General features: G+C 42.2%; 20 protein-coding genes and 1 other annotated feature. Of the genes, 18 read left to right on the forward strand and 2 right to left on the reverse strand.

Annotated elements, in window-relative coordinates:
- The first annotated feature begins 182 nt into the window (after positions 1-182).
- The 8 genes from hemA to QM454_RS12025 all read left to right on the forward strand — a co-directional run bounded on the left by hemA (position 183) and on the right by QM454_RS12025 (position 10,349).
- The gene (gene hemA, locus QM454_RS11990) at positions 183-1,520 is read left to right on the forward strand and encodes a glutamyl-tRNA reductase (protein ID WP_432358345.1); all 1,338 of its coding nucleotides are present in this window, start codon (positions 183-185) and stop codon (positions 1,518-1,520) included.
- 40 nt (positions 1,521-1,560) lie between these two features.
- Entirely contained in the window at positions 1,561-2,391 is an 831-nt protein-coding gene (locus QM454_RS11995; RefSeq protein WP_432358347.1) for a cytochrome C assembly family protein, read from the forward strand.
- 36 nt (positions 2,392-2,427) lie between these two features.
- Entirely contained in the window at positions 2,428-3,357 is a 930-nt protein-coding gene (gene hemC, locus QM454_RS12000; RefSeq protein ID WP_432358348.1) for a hydroxymethylbilane synthase, read from the forward strand.
- Entirely contained in the window at positions 3,350-4,114 is a 765-nt protein-coding gene (locus QM454_RS12005) for a uroporphyrinogen-III synthase (RefSeq protein ID WP_432358350.1), read from the forward strand. The genes hemC and QM454_RS12005 overlap by 8 nt, the downstream gene beginning before the upstream one ends.
- A complete protein-coding gene (hemB, locus tag QM454_RS12010) occupies positions 4,111-5,091 on the forward strand; it encodes a porphobilinogen synthase (protein ID WP_432358352.1) in 981 nt (326 codons plus the stop codon). The genes QM454_RS12005 and hemB overlap by 4 nt, the downstream gene beginning before the upstream one ends.
- Positions 5,092-6,384, forward strand: a complete 1,293-nt coding sequence (gene hemL / locus QM454_RS12015) for a glutamate-1-semialdehyde 2,1-aminomutase (RefSeq protein ID WP_432358354.1) — start codon at positions 5,092-5,094, stop codon at positions 6,382-6,384.
- Positions 6,385-6,495: 111 nt separating this feature from the next.
- Positions 6,496-7,185: a hypothetical protein gene (locus QM454_RS12020; RefSeq protein WP_432358355.1), complete on the forward strand. Its 690-nt coding sequence runs from the start codon at positions 6,496-6,498 to the stop codon at positions 7,183-7,185.
- Between the two features lie 226 nt (positions 7,186-7,411).
- Positions 7,412-7,634 (forward strand) — a binding site (T-box leader).
- Positions 7,635-7,703: 69 nt separating this feature from the next.
- On the forward strand, positions 7,704-10,349 hold the full coding sequence (locus QM454_RS12025) for a valine--tRNA ligase (RefSeq protein WP_432358357.1): 2,646 nt from the start codon (positions 7,704-7,706) through the stop codon (positions 10,347-10,349).
- Between the two features lie 59 nt (positions 10,350-10,408).
- Here QM454_RS12025 and QM454_RS12030 read toward each other — a convergent pair whose 3' ends face one another.
- Both QM454_RS12030 and QM454_RS12035 read right to left on the reverse strand, forming a co-directional pair.
- Complete coding sequence (locus QM454_RS12030) at positions 10,409-11,209, reverse strand: ATP-grasp domain-containing protein (RefSeq protein WP_432358358.1); 801 nt, start codon at positions 11,207-11,209, stop codon at positions 10,409-10,411.
- A gap of 8 nt (positions 11,210-11,217) precedes the next feature.
- Entirely contained in the window at positions 11,218-12,084 is an 867-nt protein-coding gene (locus QM454_RS12035; protein WP_432358360.1) for an ATP-grasp domain-containing protein, read from the reverse strand.
- A gap of 62 nt (positions 12,085-12,146) precedes the next feature.
- Here QM454_RS12035 and QM454_RS12040 point away from each other — a divergent pair, with 62 nt between their 5' ends.
- From QM454_RS12040 to QM454_RS12085, 10 genes are all read left to right on the forward strand, one after another.
- Positions 12,147-13,355, forward strand: coding sequence for a bifunctional folylpolyglutamate synthase/dihydrofolate synthase (locus QM454_RS12040; protein WP_432358362.1), 1,209 nt, complete (start codon positions 12,147-12,149; stop codon positions 13,353-13,355).
- 70 nt (positions 13,356-13,425) lie between these two features.
- Positions 13,426-15,129, forward strand: coding sequence for a sensor domain-containing diguanylate cyclase (locus QM454_RS12045; RefSeq protein WP_432358364.1), 1,704 nt, complete (start codon positions 13,426-13,428; stop codon positions 15,127-15,129).
- Positions 15,130-15,145: 16 nt separating this feature from the next.
- On the forward strand, positions 15,146-16,873 hold the full coding sequence (locus QM454_RS12050) for a sensor domain-containing diguanylate cyclase (protein WP_432358366.1): 1,728 nt from the start codon (positions 15,146-15,148) through the stop codon (positions 16,871-16,873).
- Between the two features lie 119 nt (positions 16,874-16,992).
- Complete coding sequence (locus QM454_RS12055; RefSeq protein ID WP_432358368.1) at positions 16,993-17,424, forward strand: PulJ/GspJ family protein; 432 nt, start codon at positions 16,993-16,995, stop codon at positions 17,422-17,424.
- Positions 17,425-17,445: 21 nt separating this feature from the next.
- The gene (locus QM454_RS12060; protein ID WP_432358370.1) at positions 17,446-17,913 is read left to right on the forward strand and encodes a prepilin-type N-terminal cleavage/methylation domain-containing protein; all 468 of its coding nucleotides are present in this window, start codon (positions 17,446-17,448) and stop codon (positions 17,911-17,913) included.
- Between the two features lie 18 nt (positions 17,914-17,931).
- Positions 17,932-19,296 (forward strand): hypothetical protein, encoded by a 1,365-nt coding sequence (locus QM454_RS12065; RefSeq protein ID WP_432358372.1) that lies wholly within the window; start codon positions 17,932-17,934, stop codon positions 19,294-19,296.
- A 53-nt stretch (positions 19,297-19,349) separates the two neighbouring features.
- Positions 19,350-20,681: a VanW family protein gene (locus tag QM454_RS12070; protein ID WP_432358374.1), complete on the forward strand. Its 1,332-nt coding sequence runs from the start codon at positions 19,350-19,352 to the stop codon at positions 20,679-20,681.
- 30 nt (positions 20,682-20,711) lie between these two features.
- Complete coding sequence (locus QM454_RS12075; protein ID WP_432358375.1) at positions 20,712-22,370, forward strand: GspE/PulE family protein; 1,659 nt, start codon at positions 20,712-20,714, stop codon at positions 22,368-22,370.
- Positions 22,371-22,381: 11 nt separating this feature from the next.
- On the forward strand, positions 22,382-23,419 hold the full coding sequence (locus QM454_RS12080; protein WP_432358377.1) for a type IV pilus twitching motility protein PilT: 1,038 nt from the start codon (positions 22,382-22,384) through the stop codon (positions 23,417-23,419).
- 2 nt (positions 23,420-23,421) lie between these two features.
- Positions 23,422-24,633 (forward strand): type II secretion system F family protein, encoded by a 1,212-nt coding sequence (locus QM454_RS12085; protein ID WP_432358379.1) that lies wholly within the window; start codon positions 23,422-23,424, stop codon positions 24,631-24,633.
- The last annotated feature ends 53 nt before the right edge of the window (positions 24,634-24,686 follow it).

The raw sequence follows: 24,686 nt of genomic DNA on the forward strand, positions 1-24,686 counted from the left end.
CGGATGAAATTAACGTTCATCCGGTTTTTCATTTTTAAAAACATAATTGTATTAGAATTATTACAAAAACGGGGATTGAACCGTTGATAATTCAACAGTTAGTCACAAAGTTCTCCGTTTCATAAAATAGAATATGTTATAATCATAATTGTTAAAAAGAACGGGAGAGGTGTGAACACCTTATGTATACAATCGTGGTCGGTGTCAATCACCGGACGGCTCCAGTAGAAATTCGGGAACGATTATCTTTTGTAGAAACCGAACTGCCGAAGGCGATGCAAGCATTGCAAAAAGAGAAAAGTATTTTGGAAAACGTAATTATCTCTACTTGTAATCGCACTGAAATTTATGCAGTGGCTGATCAATTACATACTGGCCGTTACTATGTAAAACGTTTTTTAGCAAATTGGTTCGACATGGAACTTGAAGATTTATCCCCTCACTTGCTCATCTACGAAAATGATGCAGCAATTGAACATTTGATGCGTGTATCAGCAGGGATCGATTCGATGGTACTAGGCGAAACTCAAATTTTAGGACAAGTCCGTAACAGTTTCCTTGAGGGGCAAAATATCGGGACGACAGGAACAGTCTTCAATGAGCTATTTAAAAAGTCGATTACACTTGCGAGGCGGGCACATACAGAAACATCGATAGCTGATAATGCTGTCTCTGTATCGTATGCGGCAGTTGAGCTTGGAAAGAAAATTTTCGGATCATTGAATGGAAAGCACATAGCCATCCTTGGAGCTGGGAAGATGGGTGAGTTGGCGATGAAGAACTTGCACGGCAGCGGAGCCGGCAAAGTGACTGTCGTCAATCGTACACTTTCTACGGCGGAAGAGATGGCAAATCAATTTGGAGGCGTCGCTAAGTCAATGCAGGAATTGCAATGCACATTATTGGAAGCGGACGTGTTAATTAGCTCTACGGGCGCCACTGATTTTGTTATTGACTTTGAAATGATGCAATATGTTGAAAAACTACGTAAAGGAAAACCGATCTTTATGGTAGATATCGCGGTTCCTCGAGATTTAGATCCTCGAATTGGTGATTTACCGAATGTTTTCCTATACGACATTGATGACTTGCAAGGAATCGTCGAAGCGAACTTAGCGGAGCGTAAACGTGCTGCTGAAGAAATCGGTTTGATGATTGAAGAGGAGATTGTTGAGTTCAAGGAATGGATTGCGACGTTAGGTGTCGTACCGGTTATTTCCGCGTTACGGGAAAAAGCGCTCCATATTCAGGCACAGACGATGACAAGTATTGAAAATAAAATGCCGAACTTAACCGAACGCGAAAAGAAACTTTTGAACAAACATACGAAGTCAATCATAAACCAAATGCTAAAGGAACCGATTCTACAAGCTAAAGAGCTTGCATTGGACGGGCAGGCAGATGAAAAACTGGCCTTGTTCAAGCAAATATTCGGATTGGTTGAGAACAGCGAGGAAGAAGATGTTGTCCGTGTAGAAGCGAAATCAATTTCCAGTACGTCTGAATTAGCCGAAGTATAATGAGTCGCTATATATTTATGTGAAAGGCAGAGGTTGCATCATGGCCGAAATGACTATGGCGAGATTCCACGAAGTGATCGTCGTCCTGTATGCGGTGAGCCTCGTATTTTACTTCATTGATTATTTAAATAATAATAAACTCGCCCGACGTAGTGCTTTTTGGATTTTGACGGTTGTCTATTTAATGCAAAGCAGTTTTCTAATAGCTCGGGCGATTGACACACAGCGATTCCCGGTCCTATCCCTTTATGAAGGGGTATATTTCTATGCTTGGCTCCTTATATCGCTATCAATGATTCTCCAAGCATTTTCAAAGGTCGGGTTCGCTGTTTTCTTTTTAAATGTCATTGGCTTCATATTCATGACCATTTATACATTCGCGCCGACTCAGATTGAGAAATCCCCAGTCGGTGAATCACTTATATCGGAATTGCTTTTTATACATATTACATTTGCGATTTTATCGTACGCAGCATTTGCGATGTCTTTCGTTTTTGCCATTCTGTATTTGCTCGTCTATAAAGTGCTGAAGCAGAAAAAGTGGACAAAGCAATTCGGTCGTTTACCATCCCTCCAACAATCATTATCAGGGATGAAAGCATCAATTTATACAGGAATTCCAGTGCTATTCATTAGCCTCGTACTTGGAATACAATGGGCGATTGTAGCATTAGATGATTGGTCGATTTCCGACATGAAAATTATCGGGTCTTTCCTCGTTATTATCCTTTATAGTTTAGTATTGTTTTTGCAAAGAAGAGGTAGTGTGACAGCGAACGATTTTGCATGGGCGAATGTCTTCGCTTTTCTTTTTGTCATTATCAACTTTTTTCTTGGAAGCAGATTATCGCAATTCCATTTTTGGATTTGACAGTGAGAAAGCACAACAATTGGGAGGAAAATCATTTTGAGAAAAATTATCGTAGGCTCAAGAAGGAGCAAGCTCGCCTTAACACAGACAAATTGGTTCATTGACCAGATGAAAGCTGCGGGTGCGCCTTTTGAATTCGAGGTAAAGGAAATTGTTACAAAGGGCGACAGAATTTTAGACGTAATGCTTTCTAAAGTAGGAGGAAAGGGATTATTCGTTAAGGAGATCCAACAAGCTCTGTTCGATAAGGAGATTGACTTTGCTGTTCACAGTATGAAGGATATGCCTGCAGCTCTTCCGGAAGGATTGATGATTGGTTGTATTCCACCACGGGTCGATGCTCGAGATGCATTTATATCGAAGGGGCATGTGAAATTTATGGACCTGCCGGTAGGAGCGGTCGTTGGTACATCGAGCCTTCGACGCAGTTCTCAGCTACTCATGCTCCGTCCGGATATTGAAATAAAATGGATTCGCGGGAATATCGATACACGCCTCAAGAAGATGAACGAAGGAGAATACGATGCGATCATTCTCGCTGCCGCGGGCTTAAAACGGATCGGTTGGAGCGACGATGTCGTTACTGAATATTTGTCAATTGAAGACTGTATTCCCGCTATCGGACAAGGTGCATTGGCGATTGAATGCAGAAGTGACGATGACGAACTGCTTGCAGCACTAAAGGAAATATCTGATGATAAAACATGGTTGGAAGTCGAGGCAGAACGGACATTCCTTTCCGAAATGGATGGGTCTTGCCAAGTACCGATCGCCGGCATTGCGGAGTACGATGGTGAAGAGATCGAGTTTACAGGATTCATCGCTTCTCCGGATGCGAAACAAGTTTTCAAGAAAACGGTACGGGGTACAGATGCTGTCGAAGTTGGAAAGTCTGTCGCATCGGCTTTGCGTGCTGAAGGGGCTTCAGAAGTAATTGAGAAAGTGAAGGCGGAATTGGATGCCTGAAGTAGGTCCGTTACAAGGAGAAGCCGTCATTTTCACGGGGACGCCGAAGTCGCTAGATGTTTTCGATCTCGTCAGGCAGTATGGAGGTACACCTTACTCTATGCCGCTTATTGAAGTGAATGAAATCGAGGATTTGACCGATGAAAAAGAACTGAAGCGATGTATCGATTTTGATTGGTTAATCTTTACAAGCCAAAGTGCTGTAAAAGCATTTCATTCGAAAATGGATCGTTTCCACATGACATCTCAACAAATTCCATCTAAAATAGCTGCTGTCGGTACACAGACTGCTGCTGCATTGGAGAAGATTGGTTTCACTGTCGAATTCATTCCGTCTATCTTTAGCGCCGATGTTTTTGTAAAACAATTTAAACCATCGGAAGACCGGAAGCTTCGCGTCCTGTTCATAAAAGGGAACCTTGCCGGAACTATTATCCGGGAAGAGCTGCCCTTTCAAGTCGAGGAATGGACGGTCTATGAAACAGTAACCAAACTAAATTCAGTACAATCAATTATTGAAATGCTGCAAACATCGAAAAACAGCACCGTCTTATTTGCCAGTCCTTCAGCGGTACGTGTCTTTGAGGAAGGCGTAGTTCCAGTTGTTGGTTGGGAAGGCTATTTCATCGGTGCGATTGGACATGTTACTGAAAAGGCATTACACCATGCAGGCGCTAAAGTCGATGTGAAGCCTGAAATTTACACTCTTAAGGAACTCGTCATTGCGTTGGCGAGACGAAAGGAAGAAATCCAATGACCCAATTGCAATTTCGACGTAATCGTCGACTACGCAACTCATCAACAATACGCTCAATGGTGAGGGAAACAATTTTGCGTAAAGAGGATTTTATTTATCCGATGTTCGTCATTGAAGGCGAGAATGTGAAAAATGAAATTAGGTCAATGCCAGGCATTCACCAATTGTCACTAGACCGTTTAATGGAAGAAGTGGAGGAAGTCGTTTCATTAGGCATTCCTGCTGTCATCCTTTTCGGTATTCCCGCTGAGAAAGATGCGAAGGGTACGGGGGCTTTTGATGACGAAGGAATTGTCCAGCGTGCAACACGTCTCATTAAGGAAAAGCATCCAGAGCTCGTCGTCATTGCTGATACTTGTTTATGCGAGTATACAGACCATGGACATTGTGGGGTCGTGCATGACGCCGACGTATTAAATGATCCATCCCTCGACCTGTTGGCAAAAACCGCGGTTAGCCAAGCGAAAGCAGGTGCAGACATAATCGCACCATCCAATATGATGGATGGTTTCGTCGTCGCCATTAGGCAAGCGCTTGATGAAGCGGGCTTCGAAAATATTCCGATTATGTCCTATGCGGTCAAATACGCTTCTGCATACTACGGTCCATTCCGCGATGCTGCTGAATCGGCACCACAGTTTGGAGACCGTAAGACGTACCAGATGGACCCAGCTAACCGGATGGAAGCACTTCGTGAAGCGGAATCGGATGTCATAGAAGGTGCGGATTTCCTAATCGTCAAGCCAGCTTTGTCGTATTTGGATATTATGCGTGATGTGAAAAACAACGTCCTTCTTCCTGTCGTCGCATACAATGTGAGCGGTGAATATTCAATGGTGAAGGCAGCCGCACAAAACGGCTGGATTAATGAACAAGAAATTGTATTAGAAACTTTGACAAGTATGAAACGCGCAGGTGCGGACCTTATTATGACGTATCATGCAAAGGACGCAGCGCGTTGGCTGGAGGGAAAATGAATGGGCAATAGTTATGAAAAATCGAAGCAAGCGTTTACGGAAGCAGTAAAAGTAATGCCAGGGGGCGTGAACTCTCCTGTTCGCGCTTTTAAATCGGTTAATATGGATCCGATTTTCATGGAAAGTGGAAAAGGACCAATTATTAAGGATATCGATGGCAATGAATACATCGACTATGTCCTTTCATGGGGACCTCTAATTTTAGGTCACGCAGATCCTGATGTCGTAAAAGGCATTAAGAAAGTTGCCGAGACAGGTACAAGCTTCGGAGCGCCTACATTGTTAGAAAATGAACTTGCGAAAATTGTTATTGACCGTGTACCTTCCATCGAGGTTGTCCGCATGGTTTCGTCAGGGACAGAAGCGACGATGAGTGCATTACGTTTAGCTCGTGGATATACAGGACGCAACAAGATTTTAAAATTTGAAGGTTGCTACCATGGCCACGGCGATTCACTTCTCATTAAAGCGGGATCTGGGGTCGCAACGCTTGGCTTGCCGGATAGCCCGGGAGTTCCGGAAGGCATTGCGAAGAACACGATAACAGTCGCGTACAATGATATGGATGGCGTCCACGCTGCATTTGAGCAGTTCGGAGACGATCTAGCAGGCGTCATCGTTGAACCAGTTGCCGGAAACATGGGAGTAGTCCCACCGGAGCCAGGTTTCCTTGAGGGATTGCGTGAATTGACCGAGAAGAACGGTACGTTGCTTATTTTTGATGAAGTTATGACTGGCTTCCGTGTAGATTATAATTGTGCACAAGGCTACTTTGGAATTACTCCAGATCTTACGTGCCTCGGTAAAGTAATTGGCGGCGGTTTGCCTGTCGGAGCATATGGTGGAAAACGCGAAATTATGGAAAATGTTGCGCCGGCTGGAACTGTTTATCAAGCAGGTACATTATCCGGAAATCCACTTGCGATGACAGCGGGCATTGAAACGTTGAAAAAGTTGACGCCAGCTTCTTATGATCATTTCAAAAAGCTCGGTGATTTACTAGAGGCTGGCTTCCGTGAAGCGGCGGAGAAATACAATATTCCGCATACTGTAAACCGGGCTGGCTCGATGATTGGATTCTTCTTCACGAATGAAAAAGTGTTCAATTATGATAAAGCGAAAACTTCCGATTTGGAACTGTTCGCGGAATACTTCCGCTTAATGGCGGAAGAAGGAATCTTCTTGCCGCCATCCCAATTTGAAGGCATGTTCCTTTCCTCCGCCCATACGGAGGAGCATATCGAACAGACAGTTCAAGCATTCCACAAAGTCTTCGCCCAATTGGCGCGATAATCCTACACCATCCATTGTCGAATTGTCGACGATGGGTGGTGTTTTTTTATTCTACGAATGCTGAGTGATGCATATAATGGCAAGTGAATGAAACAGGGGAGGGAAAATGGAATGAAAAAGTTACAGTGGAATATGGAAGAGGTATTTTATTTCCCAGAGAATGTTGGAGTGCCGAAAGATGCACGTCTTGTTAAAGTGAAAGCGGGATTCACGGAAAAACGGTCTGATGATGCGGTCCGGCTATCTGGCATTTATCACATCGCTGCAAAAGTCGACTTTACAGAAGGGCAACGAAGCGAGGCAATCCCCGAAGATGCTACCTTCGTCGATGATGTGGAGCTTGACGGGGCAACAGGTTATTTTGAATATGCAGTACCGCTATATATCGATTTGCCACCAGAAGTCGAGCACCCATTGCATATTGAAGCGACTGATATCAAATCGACTTTTGACGGACAAGGTTCGTTTACGGTTGCTTGGAATGTGAACTGCATGTATGGGCAGGCGCCTTCCGATCAAACTGTTAGTAAAGAAACTGCAGGCAATGAAGCAGATAGTAAAGAGAAAGCGGTAATTCAACAGCAAAAACAAAACGATCAAGCTTCTAAATTTAGTCAGTCTGCCGATACGCAAAAACAGGTTATTTCGGAGCCTGTCCATGCATCCCATACGACTGCGACGCATGACAGCAGCGCATCGGATAACCAGGATGATATACTGTCATACATTGCAGCGTTGCCGGATGAGTGGACGACGACGCGGTTCCGTTCAAATGATATCTTTGTAAAGGAGGAAAGCTAATCCTCCGAGGGCGCATAATAGAAGGAAATCGCCAGTCGTAGGAACGATTAAAAGCCTAATTAATTGAAAAACAGCAATTGGGATGATAATTCCTTTACAGTAAAACCTTGTTTTCCGTAACCACGGTGGCAATAAATAGGGATTGTATCCCTTTCTCATACTACCTTCCTTTCGTAATATACTTGACGAAATCTCCTCTAATCGAATATAATACTCATAACTATATAATGATGCTTTGAACGGGAAAGTACGCGATTTTCATTTATCCAAGAGAGGGCGCCATCGGTGGGAGGGCCTATAAATGATTTTGTGGAAAGTCACCCGGGAGCAGTTTTCGTGAAATTCGAGTAGCGGAAGCCGGTTTGAAACCGTTATTTATTATTGAGGTGCAAACGTTTTTTGTTTGCGCGAATAAAGGTGGTACCACGGATAACTCCTTCGTCCTTTTTGACGAATGGAGTTTTTTTGTTTTCACTTTTATTTTTAGTTGTAAGTGTAAGTAATGAGGAGGAGTTCATATGTCAACAGAAAATTTGTCAATGCCAACGAAATATGAGCCGCAGTCGACTGAAGCGGGCCGTTATGAATGGTGGCTAAAAGGGAAGTACTTCGAAGCGCAGCCTGAAAGCGGGAAAGAGCCATATACGATCGTCATTCCACCGCCGAACGTCACTGGTAAGCTCCATTTAGGGCATGCTTGGGATACGACATTGCAAGATATTCTCATCCGAATGAAGCGGATGCAAGGGTATGATGCCTTATGGCTACCAGGAATGGACCACGCGGGCATTGCGACACAGGCAAGGGTTGAAGAAAAACTTCGTGAAGAAGGGAAATCTCGCTACGATCTTGGCCGAGAAAAATTCCTTGAAGAAACATGGAAATGGAAAGATGAATACGCTGGCCATATTCGGGCGCAATGGGCGAAGTTAGGTCTCGCGCTTGATTATTCGAGAGAGCGATTCACGTTAGATGATGGATTATCAAAAGCGGTCCGTGAAGTATTCGTCAAGCTTTACGAGAAGGGATATATTTACCGTGGTGAGTATATTATTAACTGGGATCCGGCTACGAAAACGGCACTTTCCGATATCGAAGTAATCCATAAAGATGTTAACGGTGCATTCTATCATATGCGTTATCCACTGGCAGACGGAACGGGTAGCATTGAAATTGCTACGACACGTCCTGAAACGATGCTAGGCGATACTGCGGTAGCTGTTCATCCGGAAGATGAGCGTTATAAACATTTGATCGGAAAAATGGTTAAACTGCCGATTGTTGGACGAGAAATTCCGATTGTCGCAGATGATTATGTCGACATGGAATTTGGAAGTGGCGCTGTTAAGATTACACCTGCTCATGACCCGAATGACTTTGAAATCGGCAACCGTCATGACTTGCCTCGTGTTCTCGTTATGAATGAAGACGGTAGCATGAATAAACTTGCAGGCAAGTACGAAGGAATGGACCGCTTCGAATGCCGGAAAGCGATCGTTAAAGACTTGCAGGAGAGTGGTGTTCTATTCAAAATTGAGGACCACTTGCACTCAGTAGGCCATTCAGAACGTAGTGGGGCTGTCGTTGAGCCGTATTTGTCAACACAATGGTTCGTTAAAATGGCGCCACTTGCAGAAGAAGCGATTAAACTTCAGCAATCTGAAGGGAAAGTGAATTTCGTACCAGAACGTTTTGAAAAGACATATTTAAACTGGATGGAAAATATTCACGACTGGTGTATTTCACGTCAGTTATGGTGGGGACACCGTATTCCTGCTTGGTACCATAAAGAGACTGGAGAAATCCATGTCGGCCACGAAGCGCCTCTAGATATCGAAAACTGGAAGCAAGAGGAAGATGTCCTCGACACTTGGTTCTCATCTGCGTTATGGCCGTTCTCAACGATGGGCTGGCCGGATATCGACAATGAAGAGTTCAAGCGCTATTACCCGACAGATGCACTCGTAACTGGATACGACATTATTTTCTTCTGGGTATCCCGAATGATTTTCCAAGGAATTGAATTCACGGATCAGCGTCCATTTAAAGATGTATTAATTCACGGGCTTGTTCGTGCTGAAGATGGCCGAAAAATGTCGAAATCACTTGGGAACGGAATCGATCCGATGGAAGTAATCGACAAATACGGTGCAGACGCATTGCGCTATTTCTTAGCAACTGGGTCTTCACCAGGTCAGGATCTACGTTATTCAACGGAAAAAGTAGAAGCAATCTGGAACTTCGCAAACAAGATTTGGAATGCATCTCGCTTCGCTTTAATGAATATGGATGGCATGACGTATGATGAAATCGACCTTTCTGGTGAAAAATCTGTAGCGGATACATGGATCCTTACACGTTTGAATGAAACGATTGAGCAAGTGACGAAACTTGCCGAGAAATATGAATTCGGTGAAGTTGGCCGTGCGCTCTACAATTTCATTTGGGATGACTTCTGTGACTGGTATATTGAAATGGCGAAATTGCCATTGTACGGAGAAGATGAAGCGGCGAAGAAAATGACTCGTTCAGTTCTCGCTTACGTTCTCGATAACACGATGCGCCTCTTGCATCCGTTCATGCCGTTCATTACGGAAGAGATTTGGCAAAACCTTCCTCATGAAGGGGAGTCAATTACAGTGGCGGCATGGCCAGTAGCTGATCCTGCATTGACGGATAAGGAAAAAGCATCGGATATGAAGTTGCTCGTCGACCTTATCCATGCGGTCCGTAACATCCGTGCGGAAGTAAATACGCCGATGAGCAAAAAAGTTCCGCTTTACATTGCAGGGAAAGACGAAACAACTGTTTCCGTTTTGGAAGCGAACCGCAACTATATCGAGCGATTCTGTAATCCGGAAACGCTTGAAATTGGAGTCGGCATTTCAGCGCCGGGCAAATCGATGTCAGCTGTTATTACAGGAGCTGAACTATTCCTTCCGCTTGAAGGATTGCTTAATATTGACGAAGAGATCGAGCGATTGAAGAAGGAATTGGCGAAATGGGAAAGCGAAGTGAAACGCGTCCAAGGGAAGTTGTCTAATGAGCGATTCGTTTCAAAAGCTCCTGAAGCAGTAGTTGAAGAAGAACGCGCGAAAGAGAAAGACTACTTGGAGAAAAAAGCAGCAGTCGAACGCCGTATTGAGGAATTACAAGAGATTTAATGCAAGCATAAAAAGAGTTGGTCCTCCTAAATAGGAGTTGACCAACTCTTTTTGTATAGTTAATTGTGTGGGTGCTTATAACCTTCTAATTTCTTCCTTACATAATCCATCACCTTTTCGGCAACCGAAAAGTCATGGGTCACATAAAGTGATCTTGCGCCGACAGGGTCTTCGATTTCATTCAGCATCCAACCGCCGTCTGGCAATAAAAGAAAATCGATACCGATATAATCACTTTTTAAAGCTTTAGCAATTTTACGCACTTCATCCTCCTGCCAAGAGGAGAGTGTATACTTCTCTACGGAACCGCCGAGCGTATAATTCGACTTGAAGGAACCCCTTCCTGTCCGCTTAACCGCTCCTAAAATGTTCTCCCCGAGCATAAACACTCGTACGTCCGTAGAATTGGATTCGATGTGCGGCTGTACTATTAACTTTCTACTAGCAAATTTAGAGAGAAACTGTTCTACTTCTTCTTTCGTAGTACAAAGAAATACTTCATTCCCACCATGGCCATCAGTTGTTTTTAAAACAACAGGTAGGGGAGGGAGGTCTACTAACGATTTGAATTCCTTCGTCTGCACAGCAGATACGCCTAACAAAGTAGCAAATTCAAAAGTCTTCAATTTATCGTTAGCAATCTTATTAACGTCTGATCGATTAATTACTTGAAATCCTGCAGACTCCCATTTTTCCGATAGCTCACCATTTCGATCGCGGAATATAATAAAATCCGCGTCATCCATCGGTTGCTCATCGTCCAGTAGCAGTACTAGTTCAATATATGATTTCTGTGCATGGGTCATCAAATCATCGATAAATGCTCGATTACGTTCCGCTTCCGTCGCGGAATAATACACATATCCCTTCATCCTAATTTCCTTAAAATATAGCTTATCATTCGATCAGCGACATTAATGCCGGTTACGTTGTAAATATTACGGATGTGTGCAGCAGCATTCACTTCACAGACGAGCGGTGCTTCATTTTCCCCAAACAACAGATCGACTCCAGCAAATTCAGCACCGACTGCTTCAGCTGCACGGATTGCTAATTCTTTTTGTTCTAGAGTTAGTTCAATAACGCTAGCTTCTCCGCCATTCGTAATATTTGCCCGGAAATCGGTTTCAGAAAAACGATGCATCGCCGCGACAACTTCACCCCCGACAATATTTACGCGTATATCCCGTCCCCTACTCGTAGCAATGAACTGTTGAAATACATAATCGACTCCACGCAGTTCGTCCACTTTCACATAGAAGTCTTCTTCTGTTTCAATTAAGTACACTTTCATCCCAAAGGAACCGTGTCCTTCTTTAATAATCATTGGGAAGCCTAGCTTTTCAATAACCTTTTCATAATAGCCTGATCCTTCAATTGTAAACTTCGGATACACTTTAGGTGCAATAATTGTTTTCGGCATCGCAATATTATTTTTTGCCAGTTGGATATACTGTTTTGCTTTATTATCACACGTCTCAATTACTTCGGGGTCATTGAAGACGGGAATGCCTGCATTTTTCAAAAACGTCGCAAGAAGGATATCCTTGTCGAGAAATACGACAAAATCGGGACGTTCTTCAAGCTTTTCACTCAGGGCCATTTGCACTTCATAATTTCTCTTCACTGTTGCTGCCACACCTGCTCGAATAGCAGCATCTTTCACAAGTTCCGCCTGATCGCGGAATTTATCGCTCGTCAAACTTCCGTTATAAATGACCCAACATTTTTTCATATCGTTCCCTCCGGCCGTGATATACTTAACCTATGCTGATTTTACCATAAGGGGCGAGTGTTTTGATTCCGAAATTTGATGAATATAAAGAGCGTTTTGAAGTCGATAGTGACGATGTAATTAAACCGGGGCTCGATAGTATTCGTGCTGCGCTTTCAAAAGTTGGGAATCCTGAAAAGAGCTTGCAAGTAATTCATGTTACGGGTACGAACGGAAAAGGTTCGACGATTGCTTTTATGGAATCTATTTTAAGAGAGAGCGGATTTACAACAGGTGTCTTTTCATCTCCTGCGTTAGTCGACGTACATGACCAAATCCGCATAAATGGCGAGCCTATCAGTCCTGAAGAAATGGACAAGACGTTCGTAGTTATGAAAGAAGCAGGCCTTAGCGGTACGTTGACAGACTTTGAATTGTTGACAGTTGCGGCATTTATCACTTTTGAAAGGATAGCACCGGATTATGTTCTGCTCGAATGTGGTATGGGAGGGAGCATGGATAGTACGAATGTCGTTAAGCCACTCGTCTGTACGATAACATCGATCGCGTTAGACCATGTCGGCTTTCTTGGCGAGACGATTGAGGAAATTGCTTATCATAAGGCAGGGATCATTAAAGAGGACACGCCTATAGTCGTTGGGCCATTGCAAAACGAGGCGATGCATGTTATTCATGAGAAGGCATCTAGTGCGAACAGTAAATTAGTTAGATATGGAAATGGTTTCTCGGTCGTTCAAGACGAGTTCATTAGCAAAAAAACTCATGTGTCAATCGGAAAGCGTACGATGATAGGGCCTCATCAAGCGATAAATGCAGCACTTGCAATCGAGTCATTGCTACAAGCGGGTGTAACGTTGAATGAAAGATCTATTGCAAAAGGGGTTGCGACAGCTTCTTTACCATACCGATTCCAACAAATTGCAGAAGGTGTCTATGTTGATGGGGCACATAACCCAGCCGCTGCCAAAATGCTAACCGAGACGATTAAATCGGAATTTCCAGGCGAAAAAGTTGATTTTGTTATCGGTATGTTAAAAACAAAAGACATAAAAAACACGCTTGATGAATTAATTCCGGTTGCTGCATCCTTCATATTCATCTCATTTCCACATCCGCAAGCTGCAACCGGGGATGAATTAATGTCTAGTTGTCAGTATAATAGAAAAAGGGTGACAAAACTGGAAGATGATACTATAATACTAAGAAGAGAGAATGACAGGAAGAGAATAGTCGCAGGGTCTCTTTATTTGATTAGTAGTCTTTTGAACTAATTTGTTTAATGTGAAATATAGTTATATTTACTATTTATAATGTTTATTTATTTTTTTCGAGGCATGGGGGGTGTCAGAAATAAAGTGGTCTACAATTAGTCTATTCGTTGCTTGGTTGCTCATTGTTCCACCCGGAATCGTATATATTCTTTATACACAAATGCCAGAAACCATCAATGTACTTTACTTGATGTTTTTTATTATTTTTGGAGCATTGACGGTGCTATTCCCAATTAAAAGGAACGGACAACCAATTACTTTAATAATGTGGATGACATTACCTGCCTTTCTTATGTATGGAATTGCAATTGAAATAATTGTTATGCAAGTGTCGATAATTGCAACATTATTTGTTACGAAAAGGGAGGAGAAGAACTCCCGTCGATTTTTCTTGAATTCGATTATGATGTTCATCTTATCCGTCGTCTCGGCAAGCGTATTTTTCACTCTAGGTGGGAAGATAGGCTCGATGGACTTTTGGCCTCTCGTGTTTGGTTTAGCGTTGTATAGACTTGTCCATACAACAGCTAACGTAGGTTTAATGAGTGCATATTTTAAATTAATGAAAGCAAAAAGCCCGTATACGAAAAAGGATCTCGCTTTTGAGTATTCAACTCTCATCATCATATTGCCTTTGGCGTTGACATTTTATTTTATGTTAAATATGGTTGGCATCACTTCCTTTTTACTTTTAGGGTTTCCTTTTTTCATGACAATCATTATTATTCGTTTATATAGCCGTTCTGAGAAGATTAATGACTATATAAAAAAAGCCGGGGAAATCGGGAGTGACCTTTCCGTCATGACAGATGAAGAGTCTGTGTCGACACAGTTCATAAAAAAAACGAGTGACTTATTCAAGGCTGATTACGTATTTCTGTTCACGAACCATGACGAGTGGCTAGAACTTGAAAAATGGTATGAAAGAAGTCGTTTTGTGGATCGACCATTTCAAACAGTTCAAATTGGGCAAGGAATTGCAGGGATGGTGTTGGAAAAAGGTGAGCCGGTCATCTATTCGAAGCGGAAAGACTGGGAGCATTATGCTACAACTTCAGCACCAGAGGAATTAGAAAGTGTCCTTTGCATTCCGTTGACACATAACAATGAAACGAACGGTATCCTTCTATTAGGGTCCAATCGAAAATCAGCTTTCGGTGATCACCAACTGAAGATATTGGACTTGCTTAGTTCTTATTATATAGTCGCACTTGAAAAGGCGAGATATGTGCAAGAGGCATTGCAGCGCAGTGAACGATGTGCATTAACAAATCTATACAATTATCGGTATTTGGAAGAGCGATTGCATGCGGAAATGGATCGGATGCGAATGGGGGATATTGACGACTTATCCGTCATTATGCTCGATATCGATCATTTTAAAAAAGTGAACGATACATACGGCCATCAAAGCGGAAATGATATTTTGTATGGGCTTGCAAGGATTTTGGAAAAAGAGTTGCCGGACCACGGGACAATCGGTCGATACGGTGGCGAAGAGTTCGTGTATTTATTGCCTGATTTTTCGAAAGAGGAAGCTGTCGATTTTGCAGAACAGCTCCGGTTGCTCATTAGGCAACATGCATTTACAATTATTCCTGATTTAGGTGAGGACAAGTACCCTGTAAAATTGTCCATCACATCGAGTGTAGGCGTTACGAATGCACCGACGGATACGGACGAAGCGATGAGTCTATTACGAAACGCAGATCGTGCGTTGTACATCGGAGCAAAGCAAGCCGGAAGAGACAGGGTAGGAGAATACGTAAGATGACAAGGAGGGAACGGAAATGATTGTGACAGCTAAACATAAAAGAGTAGCTTATTTATTATGGCTAATTGTTGTTCCGTTCCTGTTTTTTCTAGCATTTTACCGCTTTCCTATAATGCCATACGATTATGCGAATATGGCCATCTACTTGGCTTTCCTCATTGCAACAATGACAACTTCAATTTCATTGGATAGGGCTAGTTTGACGTTGGAAAAATGGGTTGTTTTTTCAGTCTTTTTCCAGTATGGAGTCCTCGCCGAAATGATATTCATGCAAATTGCAATGTTTGTATCGCTCTTCTTGAGTAAATCACCGACACCAAAACTATTCCGGTTTGCTGTAAATTCAATTAGTTTCGCTGTCATTTCCATCGTGAGTAGCTCTATGTTTTATCTGTTCGGTGGTTCCCTGCTGGAAATGAAATTAGGTACATTTCTACTTGCGGGATTTGTATATGCATCCACCTATTCGCTCATCAATAGCACCTTCATGTACTTGTTATTTAAATGGTTTAAACGTAACACGTCGGTATTAAAAAAGGTGTTCTGGTGGGATTATGTTGCGACAATTCTACTGTTGCCGTTTGCTATTACATTTTGGCTTCTTACGCGGCAGTTCGGCGACAAAGCATTCTTGCTTATCGGCGTTCCGTTTTTAATTGTATTACTCGTCTCTAGCAAATATATGAAGTCGAATAAACTAAACGATATGTTGTCATCTTCGACCGTCATCGGCCATCACTTGGCGGATAGTCTACGGGTAGACGACGTCTTTCATACATTCATCGATAAAATTAAAGATGTAATTCCTTATGATAACGCATATATTGTCGATTTGAGGGTAGGTGGGAATCTTGTCATGCTTGCATATAAAGAAGGAGAATTTAGTGACGGCACTCCGACAAGGTTTTCATTGCCACTTAAAAGGTCCGAAGGGGATGGCTTGGATTTGGAAGTGACGAAAATACTCCTCACGAAAAAAAGCGTTGCCTCACTCAACGGATATACGTTTGACTCGTCCGTGGAAAGTGTCATAACTGCACCGATTAAGCGGAATCAAAAGACGGAAGGCTTTCTTATATTAACTTCAAATGAACGATACGCATATGAAGATGTGCACATTAAAATGGTCGATTTATTGACTGGATATTTTGCAACTGCAGTGGAAAAAGCTAGGTATTATGAGCGGACAGTAGAAAAGAGCGTTACGTGCGGCTTAACGGGCCTCTATAATTTTCGCTATTTGGAATCAAAGCTCGATGAAGAGGTAGTCCGCTATCATACAGGTGAAGTTTCGACATTATCTACGATTATTTTCGATATCGATCACTTTAAGTCCATTAATGATACATACGGACACCAAAGTGGGAATGATTTGCTATGCGCATTCGCAAAACTATTGCAAAGTTACGAAATGGACGAAATGACGTTGGCGAGATATGGCGGTGAAGAGTTTGTCATGATCCTGCCGAATTATGAAAAAAGAGAAGCGATTGAACTTGCTGAAATGATACGTAAAGAAATGGAACAATCGAGTTTTGAAATCATACCAGATTTATCCGAAAACAGGGAACCGACTATCGTTAACATGACAGTAAGCATCGGGGTTGCGACGTTGCCAATGGATGCGAAAGACGGTAAGGAGTTGCTGCGCAATGCAGACCGCGCACTTTACATCGGTGGCAAACAGGCAGGCCGTAACCGGGTAGGGGTTTATGAAGAAGAAAGTGAAAATGTAGTTAGTTAAAGACCGGCAATGCCGGTCTTTTTATATGAGGTTTTTCCTATTTTCATTGGTTAGTTGATTAGTGTTAATTGATTTTGTATGCTGTAAGTAATAGATATAAACGAAGGAAGGCGATGTTAATGAGGAGCCAAAGGATAAATGAAAAAGGGATGACCCTTGTTGAAATCTTGGCCGCCCTCGTTATTTTAGGCATCGTCTTTATTGGTTTCATAACAATCTTTCCGCAAATGACGAACTTTAATGAGAGGACGGAAAGTAAGCTCGAGACGATGAATTTAGCGAGAAGAGAATTAGCTGAACTTAAAGACGTTACAACTGAACGAAATAACGAGTTTCAAGACTATATAAATAGCACTAAAGGAAAGAATGCAAACAAAATTAGTACATATACATATGAAAAAAACGGCTATCAAATACGAGTAGACTATTACGAAGATGAAGATTTAAAGAAAAATAGTCATCCTAATTCGAAGCAGCTACATAAAATTCATATTCAAGTAATAAAAGAAGGAAAAGTAATTAGTGAAACGTTTGGTTATATCGAACAATAAGGTAGAGGGGGGGACGGGAAGATGAAAAGAGACGAACATGGCATGACCCTCGTTGAAGTTTTGGTTACCCTTGTCCTCGTCACCTTAGTAATAGCCCTTATTTGGACGACTGTAGTGGTGAGTATGAAATACAATATTGTCGAGACAAAGAAGCTGCGCTGGCAGCAAGAAGCTAATCGAATCATTACAGAAATTCAACAATTACATCGGAAATGTGAAACGTATAATTTAACGGCAACCCATGAAGAAATACGAATTGAGCAGTGTATAGTAAATGGAGTAGATCAAGGTACGAAGCAAATTGCCTCTGACTTTTATTATGAAATATATGTAGATGGAGATACGGACGTTGAAGAAAGTAAACTGTATTTAATTGATGCAAAAGGGTATAACGCATCCTATGATTTAACAATTGTCATGCGAGATCCCGATAAGAAAAATCCACATGTAACGATTGACTCTAACATTTCACGCTATCAGCATAACTAACGATTGGAGTGATGAACGGTGAGAAAAACAATGGAAAATGAAAAAGGATATGCGTTACTCGTCGTTTTGTTTTTAATTGTTTTTATCATGACAGTCTCAGCTCTGTTTATGCGTGGAAGCTTGAGCAATGCAAAGCAAGAGCAGAGAGTGGATCAGAACCATTTGTCAGTTGTTGCTGCGGAGATGGGTGTGGATTATTATAAGTCGCAATTCTTGAATGCATATTACCCTATAAGAGATGATAAGTGGAAAGAGTTTTCAGATGGGAAACAAGCCATTCTTAATGACCCGAATGAAAAGGATCCACAAGGGAAGATTGAGCGTTTAGCGAGTCAAAAAAGAATTGAACTAGTAGGTAAGCTTCGAAATGAGTTTGAAAATATTATTCAAAAGGAATTATCACCTCATAAAATACAAGATTATTTAGAGTTTAGCTATCATGACTTTAAAAGTAATTCGGCGACTGATTCACATGAGGTTTCTGTGAGTGGAAAGGTAATAGGCGTTTATAACCCGGTAAATGGAGATGGAGAAAGTGAGAATGTTTTGTCACTGAACGTCTTTTTTGAAATTCCTGAATTTATATCGGGAGAAAGTAATTTATCGAACCGCGGTACAAACAGTATTGATTTAAGTTGGATTACAAATACTGATAAGTTTCCATTTATTGAGAAGCCAAGTTTGCCGTGTAATACTCCTAATAACGGAAAACTTCCTTCTAATGTTATTTGTATTGCAGAAGATATAGACAAAATAAAAAAAGCTAATAACAGTACTTTATATTTCGAGCATAATATTTCGAAGAATAATAAAGGAAATGTTGCACCACATATTGTAGGTGCTAAAATTTATGTGCAAAATAATGTTGAAGGTTCATTTAACATAAATGGTGCTACTAATCTTCAATTCTATGTTAAGGGTTCATTGAACGAATATCATAATTTTAAAGATTTTTCAAAGAGCAAGTATTTTGCGCTAGGAAATATGAAAGTGCAACAACATATGGATATTAATAATTCAATAATAGTAACACGTGGGGATTTGGACAGTAAACAGTCTTTGGAAGTCAATAACAAGTCAATAGTTATTATTAATGGAAAACTAGTTAGTAATGGCAAAGTCGCAAAAGTTACTGGAGGGTCAAAAGTCTGTGTAGGGGGACCTGTCAATTTAAATGAAGTTTCAGGAGATAGTTCTAGTTATCTTTATTATGTGCAAGGAAATGGTAACCCACCAAGGAATAGTAATTTAAATTATATTCCTATTAGTCCGGAGGCATTTAGTAAAGATCCTAACGTGCTATTTGAAAACTGTGCTGGTGCAAGTATAAAAGATATAGATGAACCAACATGGATTAATCCAGTCGTCGATGTAACGTATTAAAATAGAACTGAAGTCAATGTGAACAGCGCGTTTTGAATAGGAGGTATCCTTACATGCAAACTAGACGTATTTTTGTAATTACAACTAGTATTTTAATTGCAGTACTAATTTTTTCAGGTGTCTATGCTACAGGAGCCTTCGCAGGTAATAGCTTCATCACCAACAATAAATTTACAGACCACACGTACATCGGCCCTTTCAATATTTCCAACAATAAAACGAAACAAGCGAAGACTAAATTAGCTTCAGACTTTGCTGAGCTCCAAACTAAATTGGAAGTGAACCTACTTTACCAAGACATTCAATTCTCGCTTCCACCCGAAATAATCAAATTTGACATCGACATGACGCTTGCGAATGCGAACTCAGGTGAGGACAATCCAATCATTGCAAACGTTTCGCGTGAAGGGTTACGTACAGTCCTCAGCCAGCAACTAACTACTATTACGTTGTCAAATGATGCAGTCAATTCAGTTGCTGCGGGCATTGAAAAAGAATTGCAAACCGGTATTATGCCTAGAAATGTCTATATTACTGACTATCTTGGAAACAATAAAATAGAACATGTATTGTTGGCATCATCCGACTATAGCATTGACGGAATAGCACCTGCATTATCAAAAGCGCTAAATGCGCTAGACGATTTAGTTATTCAACCGTTTGAATCATTTTCAATGATGGAATTGCTGATGGGCGATCATGTCGACCCGCTTAGTGATGAAGAAATGACATTGCTTGCTTCTATACTGTATAACGCAATTTTACAAACAAACTTCCAAATTGATGAGCGCAATATTAGTACAACCCTCCCCCAAACGATTCAATTAGGATTCGAAGCGGCGATGAACCAAACATTAGGGCTCGACTTCAAGTTTACAAACATAAACAAAACAGAATTCACCATTCGAGCAGCTTGGTCGGCTGGGGCCATTCATCTATCAATTGAAGGCCTGCCATTCTTTCACACATATGTACCTTCCATTTCAACTGTAGAGACGTATGAACCGGAGACAGTCCGGCAATATAGCGCATTCGTAAACGATGGACAAGTTGTCGTTTCGCAAGTAGGTGAAGCAGGTATGGAAGCAATCGTGACTCGGACGCTCACCGTCAATGGAACTATCGTTAACAGTGAACATATTTCCGAAGACTTTTATGCGCCGGTCCATCGGATTGAAATCCATCCATTATCTAAAGGTGATTCCGTGACGAACGACATAAATGATGAGGAAACTAATCTGACTCAAACTGGTAATGCGAATTCAGATACGGGAACGAAAACAGCCAATTCGGGACAGGTAGAATCCAACAACTCCGTCAATGAAGAGTTGGGAGAAGGGGATACCATTTACGACAAGAGTGGCCTTCCTATATCCGGAAAATGATTGAAGTCTAGTAGTGAAAGAGGGATGAAAATGGCGACGACACGTAAACGATTGGGCGATTTGCTCGTTGAATCAGGACTCATTACGGAAGCGCAACTTCAAACAGCATTGGAAGAAAAGCCGCGTGATCAAAAACTCGGTGACGCACTTCTTCAAAGAGGCTATATTACTGAGCAACAATTAATTGAAGTATTGGAATTTCAACTAGGGATTCCTCACGTTAATCTTTTTAGATACCCATTCGATCCGAAGCTGTTCAACATCGTTCCGAAAGAGTTTGCGAAACGAAATCTTCTCGTGCCGTTGAAGGCTGATGGAGATAGATTATTTGTAGCAATGTCTGACCCGATGGATTATTTGGCAGTCGATGATTTGCGGTTGTCGACGGGTTTCCATATTGAAACGGCAATCGCTTCTAAAGATGATATTTTACGGACATTATCGAAGTATTACGAAGATGATCTGCTCGAAGACTTTTTTGTCGAACAGCCAGAAGAAACGAGGGAGCAGCAAGATGAACTTACGGATCTTGATTCCCCAATTGTCCGGCTCGTCAATCAGTTATTATCTTCGGCTATTACACAAAAGGCGAGCGACATTCATATTGACCCGCAAGAGCATCAAGTCGTTGTCCGCTACCGGATCGACGGGATGCTAAAGACGGAACGGTATTTACCAAAACATATGCAGGCGATGCTTACCGCGCGGATTAAGATCATGTCGAGCCTCGATATTACGGAGCATCGAGTGCCGCAAGATGGGCGGATTAAAGCGACAATCGATTTTAGGCCAATTGATTTACGCGTGTCGACATTGCCAACCGTTTTCGGCGAAAAAGTTGTTATGCGTATTTTAGATTTGAGTAGCTCATTAAATGATTTAACGAAATTGGGCTTTAGCCCGGTGAATTTAGAGCGGTTCATGCGGGAAATTGAACGACCGAATGGAATTGTTTTAATATCTGGACCGACTGGCTCGGGTAAATCGTCGACGTTGTATGCAGCGTTGAACAAATTAAACGAAGAAGAAGTAAACATTATTACGGTAGAAGATCCGGTCGAATACCAACTAGAAGGCATTAATCAAATTCAAGTAAATCCGGCAGTCGGACTCACGTTCGCAACCGGTTTGCGATCAATTTTACGGCAGGATCCGGACATTGTCATGGTCGGTGAAATTCGTGACCGTGAAACTGTAGAAATTGCCATTCGTGCGTCATTAACCGGTCACCTCGTCCTTAGCACGATCCATACGAATGACTCGATTGCATCGATTACGAGACTCATTGATATGGGTGTAGAACCGTTCCTAGTAACGGCTTCTGTCAATGCGATTATTGCACAACGGCTCATCCGCCGCGTATGCCGAGATTGTGGGCGGGAAATGGCAGCGACGAACCGTGAAAAAGAGATATTCGCAAAACGTGGAAAAGACATTGAAACGATCGTCCGCGGACCGGGCTGCGCCGCTTGCAATATGACCGGATATCGCGGAAGAGTAGCGATTCATGAAGTGCTTATTATAAATGACGAAATGCGTGAAGTGATTAATAACCACGGCACGCCCGCGATGCTGAGGGAAATTGCGATGCGGAATAACACTGTATTTTTAATTGACGATGGACTTGAGAAAGTGAAACAAGGCATCACTACAACAGAAGAAGTGCTGCGTGTTTCACTTATTGAATAGGGGACCTAGCTATGAATGAAACAATAGATCATATTTTGATAAAAGCATTTGAGTTGAACGCGTCAGATATCCATTTGACGGTCGGCGTGCCGCCTGTTTTTCGCATCCACGGAGAGTTAAAACGATTCGGAGAAGTGGTCATTGATGACACTTACACGGAACGTGCCGCGAAATCGACAATCCCAGAGAAATTATTCGATACATTCCTTGAAAAAGGACAAATCGACTATTCGTATGAATTAAAAGGTATTGCTCGTTTCCGTGTCAATGCATTCCAACAACGTGGCTCGATCTCGCTCGCTTTCCGGACAATCCCAACTATCATTCCGTCAATTGATGAATTGCAAGTGCCGGGGGCGTTAAAGTCGTTAGCTGAAACACCACAAGGGCTCATATTAGTTACTGGCCCGACCGGTTCAGGAAAATCAACGACGCTTGCAGCGATGATCCGTTATATGAACGAAACGATGCGAAAACATATTATTACACTCGAAGATCCAATCGAGTATGTTCATTCTCATCAATCTTCTATTATTGATCAACGGGAAGTTGGATTTGATACAAGTTCTTTTGCGGATGGGTTACGTGCATCTTTACGTCAAGACCCCGATGTCATTCTAGTTGGAGAGATGCGGGACCTAGAGACGATTTCAACTGCTATTACTGCAGCTGAAACTGGGCATCTTGTCCTTGCGACACTTCATACGTGGAGCGCGGCTTCTACGATTGACCGGATTATCGATGTGTTCCCGCATGGGCAACAATCCCAAATTCGTGTTCAATTAGCTGGTGTACTGAAAGCAGTATTATCGCAACGGCTTTTCCCGACAGTCGATCGAAAAGGGAGAAGAGTAGCAACCGAATTAATGATCAACAACCCAGCGATATCCAACTTAATACGCTCAGAAAAGGTACATCAAATCCCGAATGTTATCCAGACGAGCAAATCTATGGGAATGCATATGATGGAAACGTCGGTTAGGCACCTTCTTGACCGTGGCCTTATTACGTACGAAGCGGCAATGCCGTACATCGAAGGTGAGCATTGACGATGGCAAGATATAAATACGAAGGCCGTGATGCAAAGTCAAAAAGATCCGGCGTTATAATTGCGGCGAATAAACGAGAAGCTGCATTGAAATTGAAAAACCAAGGAATTCGTGTAACGAATTTGACCGAGCAAGCCGAAACGGTTCTTACGAAAGAGATTCACCTCGGAAAACCGATTAAACGGACACAATTCATTATGTTTCTCCGACAATTTTCAACATTGCTTCGTGCGGGAGTAACGATCGTGGAATCAATCCGTATTCTATCCTTACAAGTTGAATCGAAGCTATTTCAAAAAATATTAGTTTCTGTCGGGGATGAGCTACGGGGAGGCGGCTCATTATCCGATGCGCTAACGAAACATCCGAAAGCGTTTGAGCCATTAGTCATTAATATGGTGAAAGCAGGTGAAATGTCCGGTACGGTAGACGATTCATTAGACAGGCTAGCAGACCATTACGAAAAAGCACATATGACGAAGCAAAAAGTCATTTCTGCGATGTCGTACCCGATTGTCGTAGGCGTTGTTGCAATTGGCGTCATCATTTTCCTACTTGCTTTCGTCGTTCCGATGTTCGTTGATTTATTTGCAAGCGTCGGCGGCGAGCTTCCATGGCTGACACTGTTCGTCTTACAAGCAAGTGATTTCATCGTGAAGTATTGGTATGCATTTATCCTACTAGCGGCCGCACTCGTTGTTAGTGTACTACTGTTGCGCAGCAATAAGGAAGGGAAATTTATTTTAGATTCCTTCCTTTTGCGGCTTCCGATTTTCGGCGATCTTATGAAGAAATCAGCGCTCTCCACATTGACGAGAACGCTCAGTTCTTTATTTTCGAGCTCCGTTCCGATTTTGCAAGCATTGACGATGACGGAGAAAATTGTCGAAAACGAAGTCATTTCACGGGTCGTTGGCGAATCGAAGAAGTCGCTCGAACAGGGCGGCTCATTAACAGACCCAATGTCCGGGCATTGGGCGTTCCCGCCATTAATTCCCCATATGATTGCAATTGGAGAGCAAACTGGGTCGCTTGACGCGATGCTTGAAAAAGTAGCCGATTTCTACGAAAAAGAAGTCGACGCCTCGACAGATCGGCTAAAAGCATTGATTGAACCGCTTATGATCGTCCTATTAGCAGGGTTAGTCGGTACAATAGTCCTGGCGATTCTGTTACCGATGTTCAGTCTCTTTACAGAAATGGACAATTTGTAGCGAATTATGTCGAAGTATAAAAATAGTCTTGCAAATATAGTTTGATAGTTTCA

Origin of the sequence: Sporosarcina sp. UB5 (genome assembly GCF_050859005.1) — a bacterium.
Lineage (GTDB): Bacteria > Bacillota > Bacilli > Bacillales_A > Planococcaceae > Sporosarcina.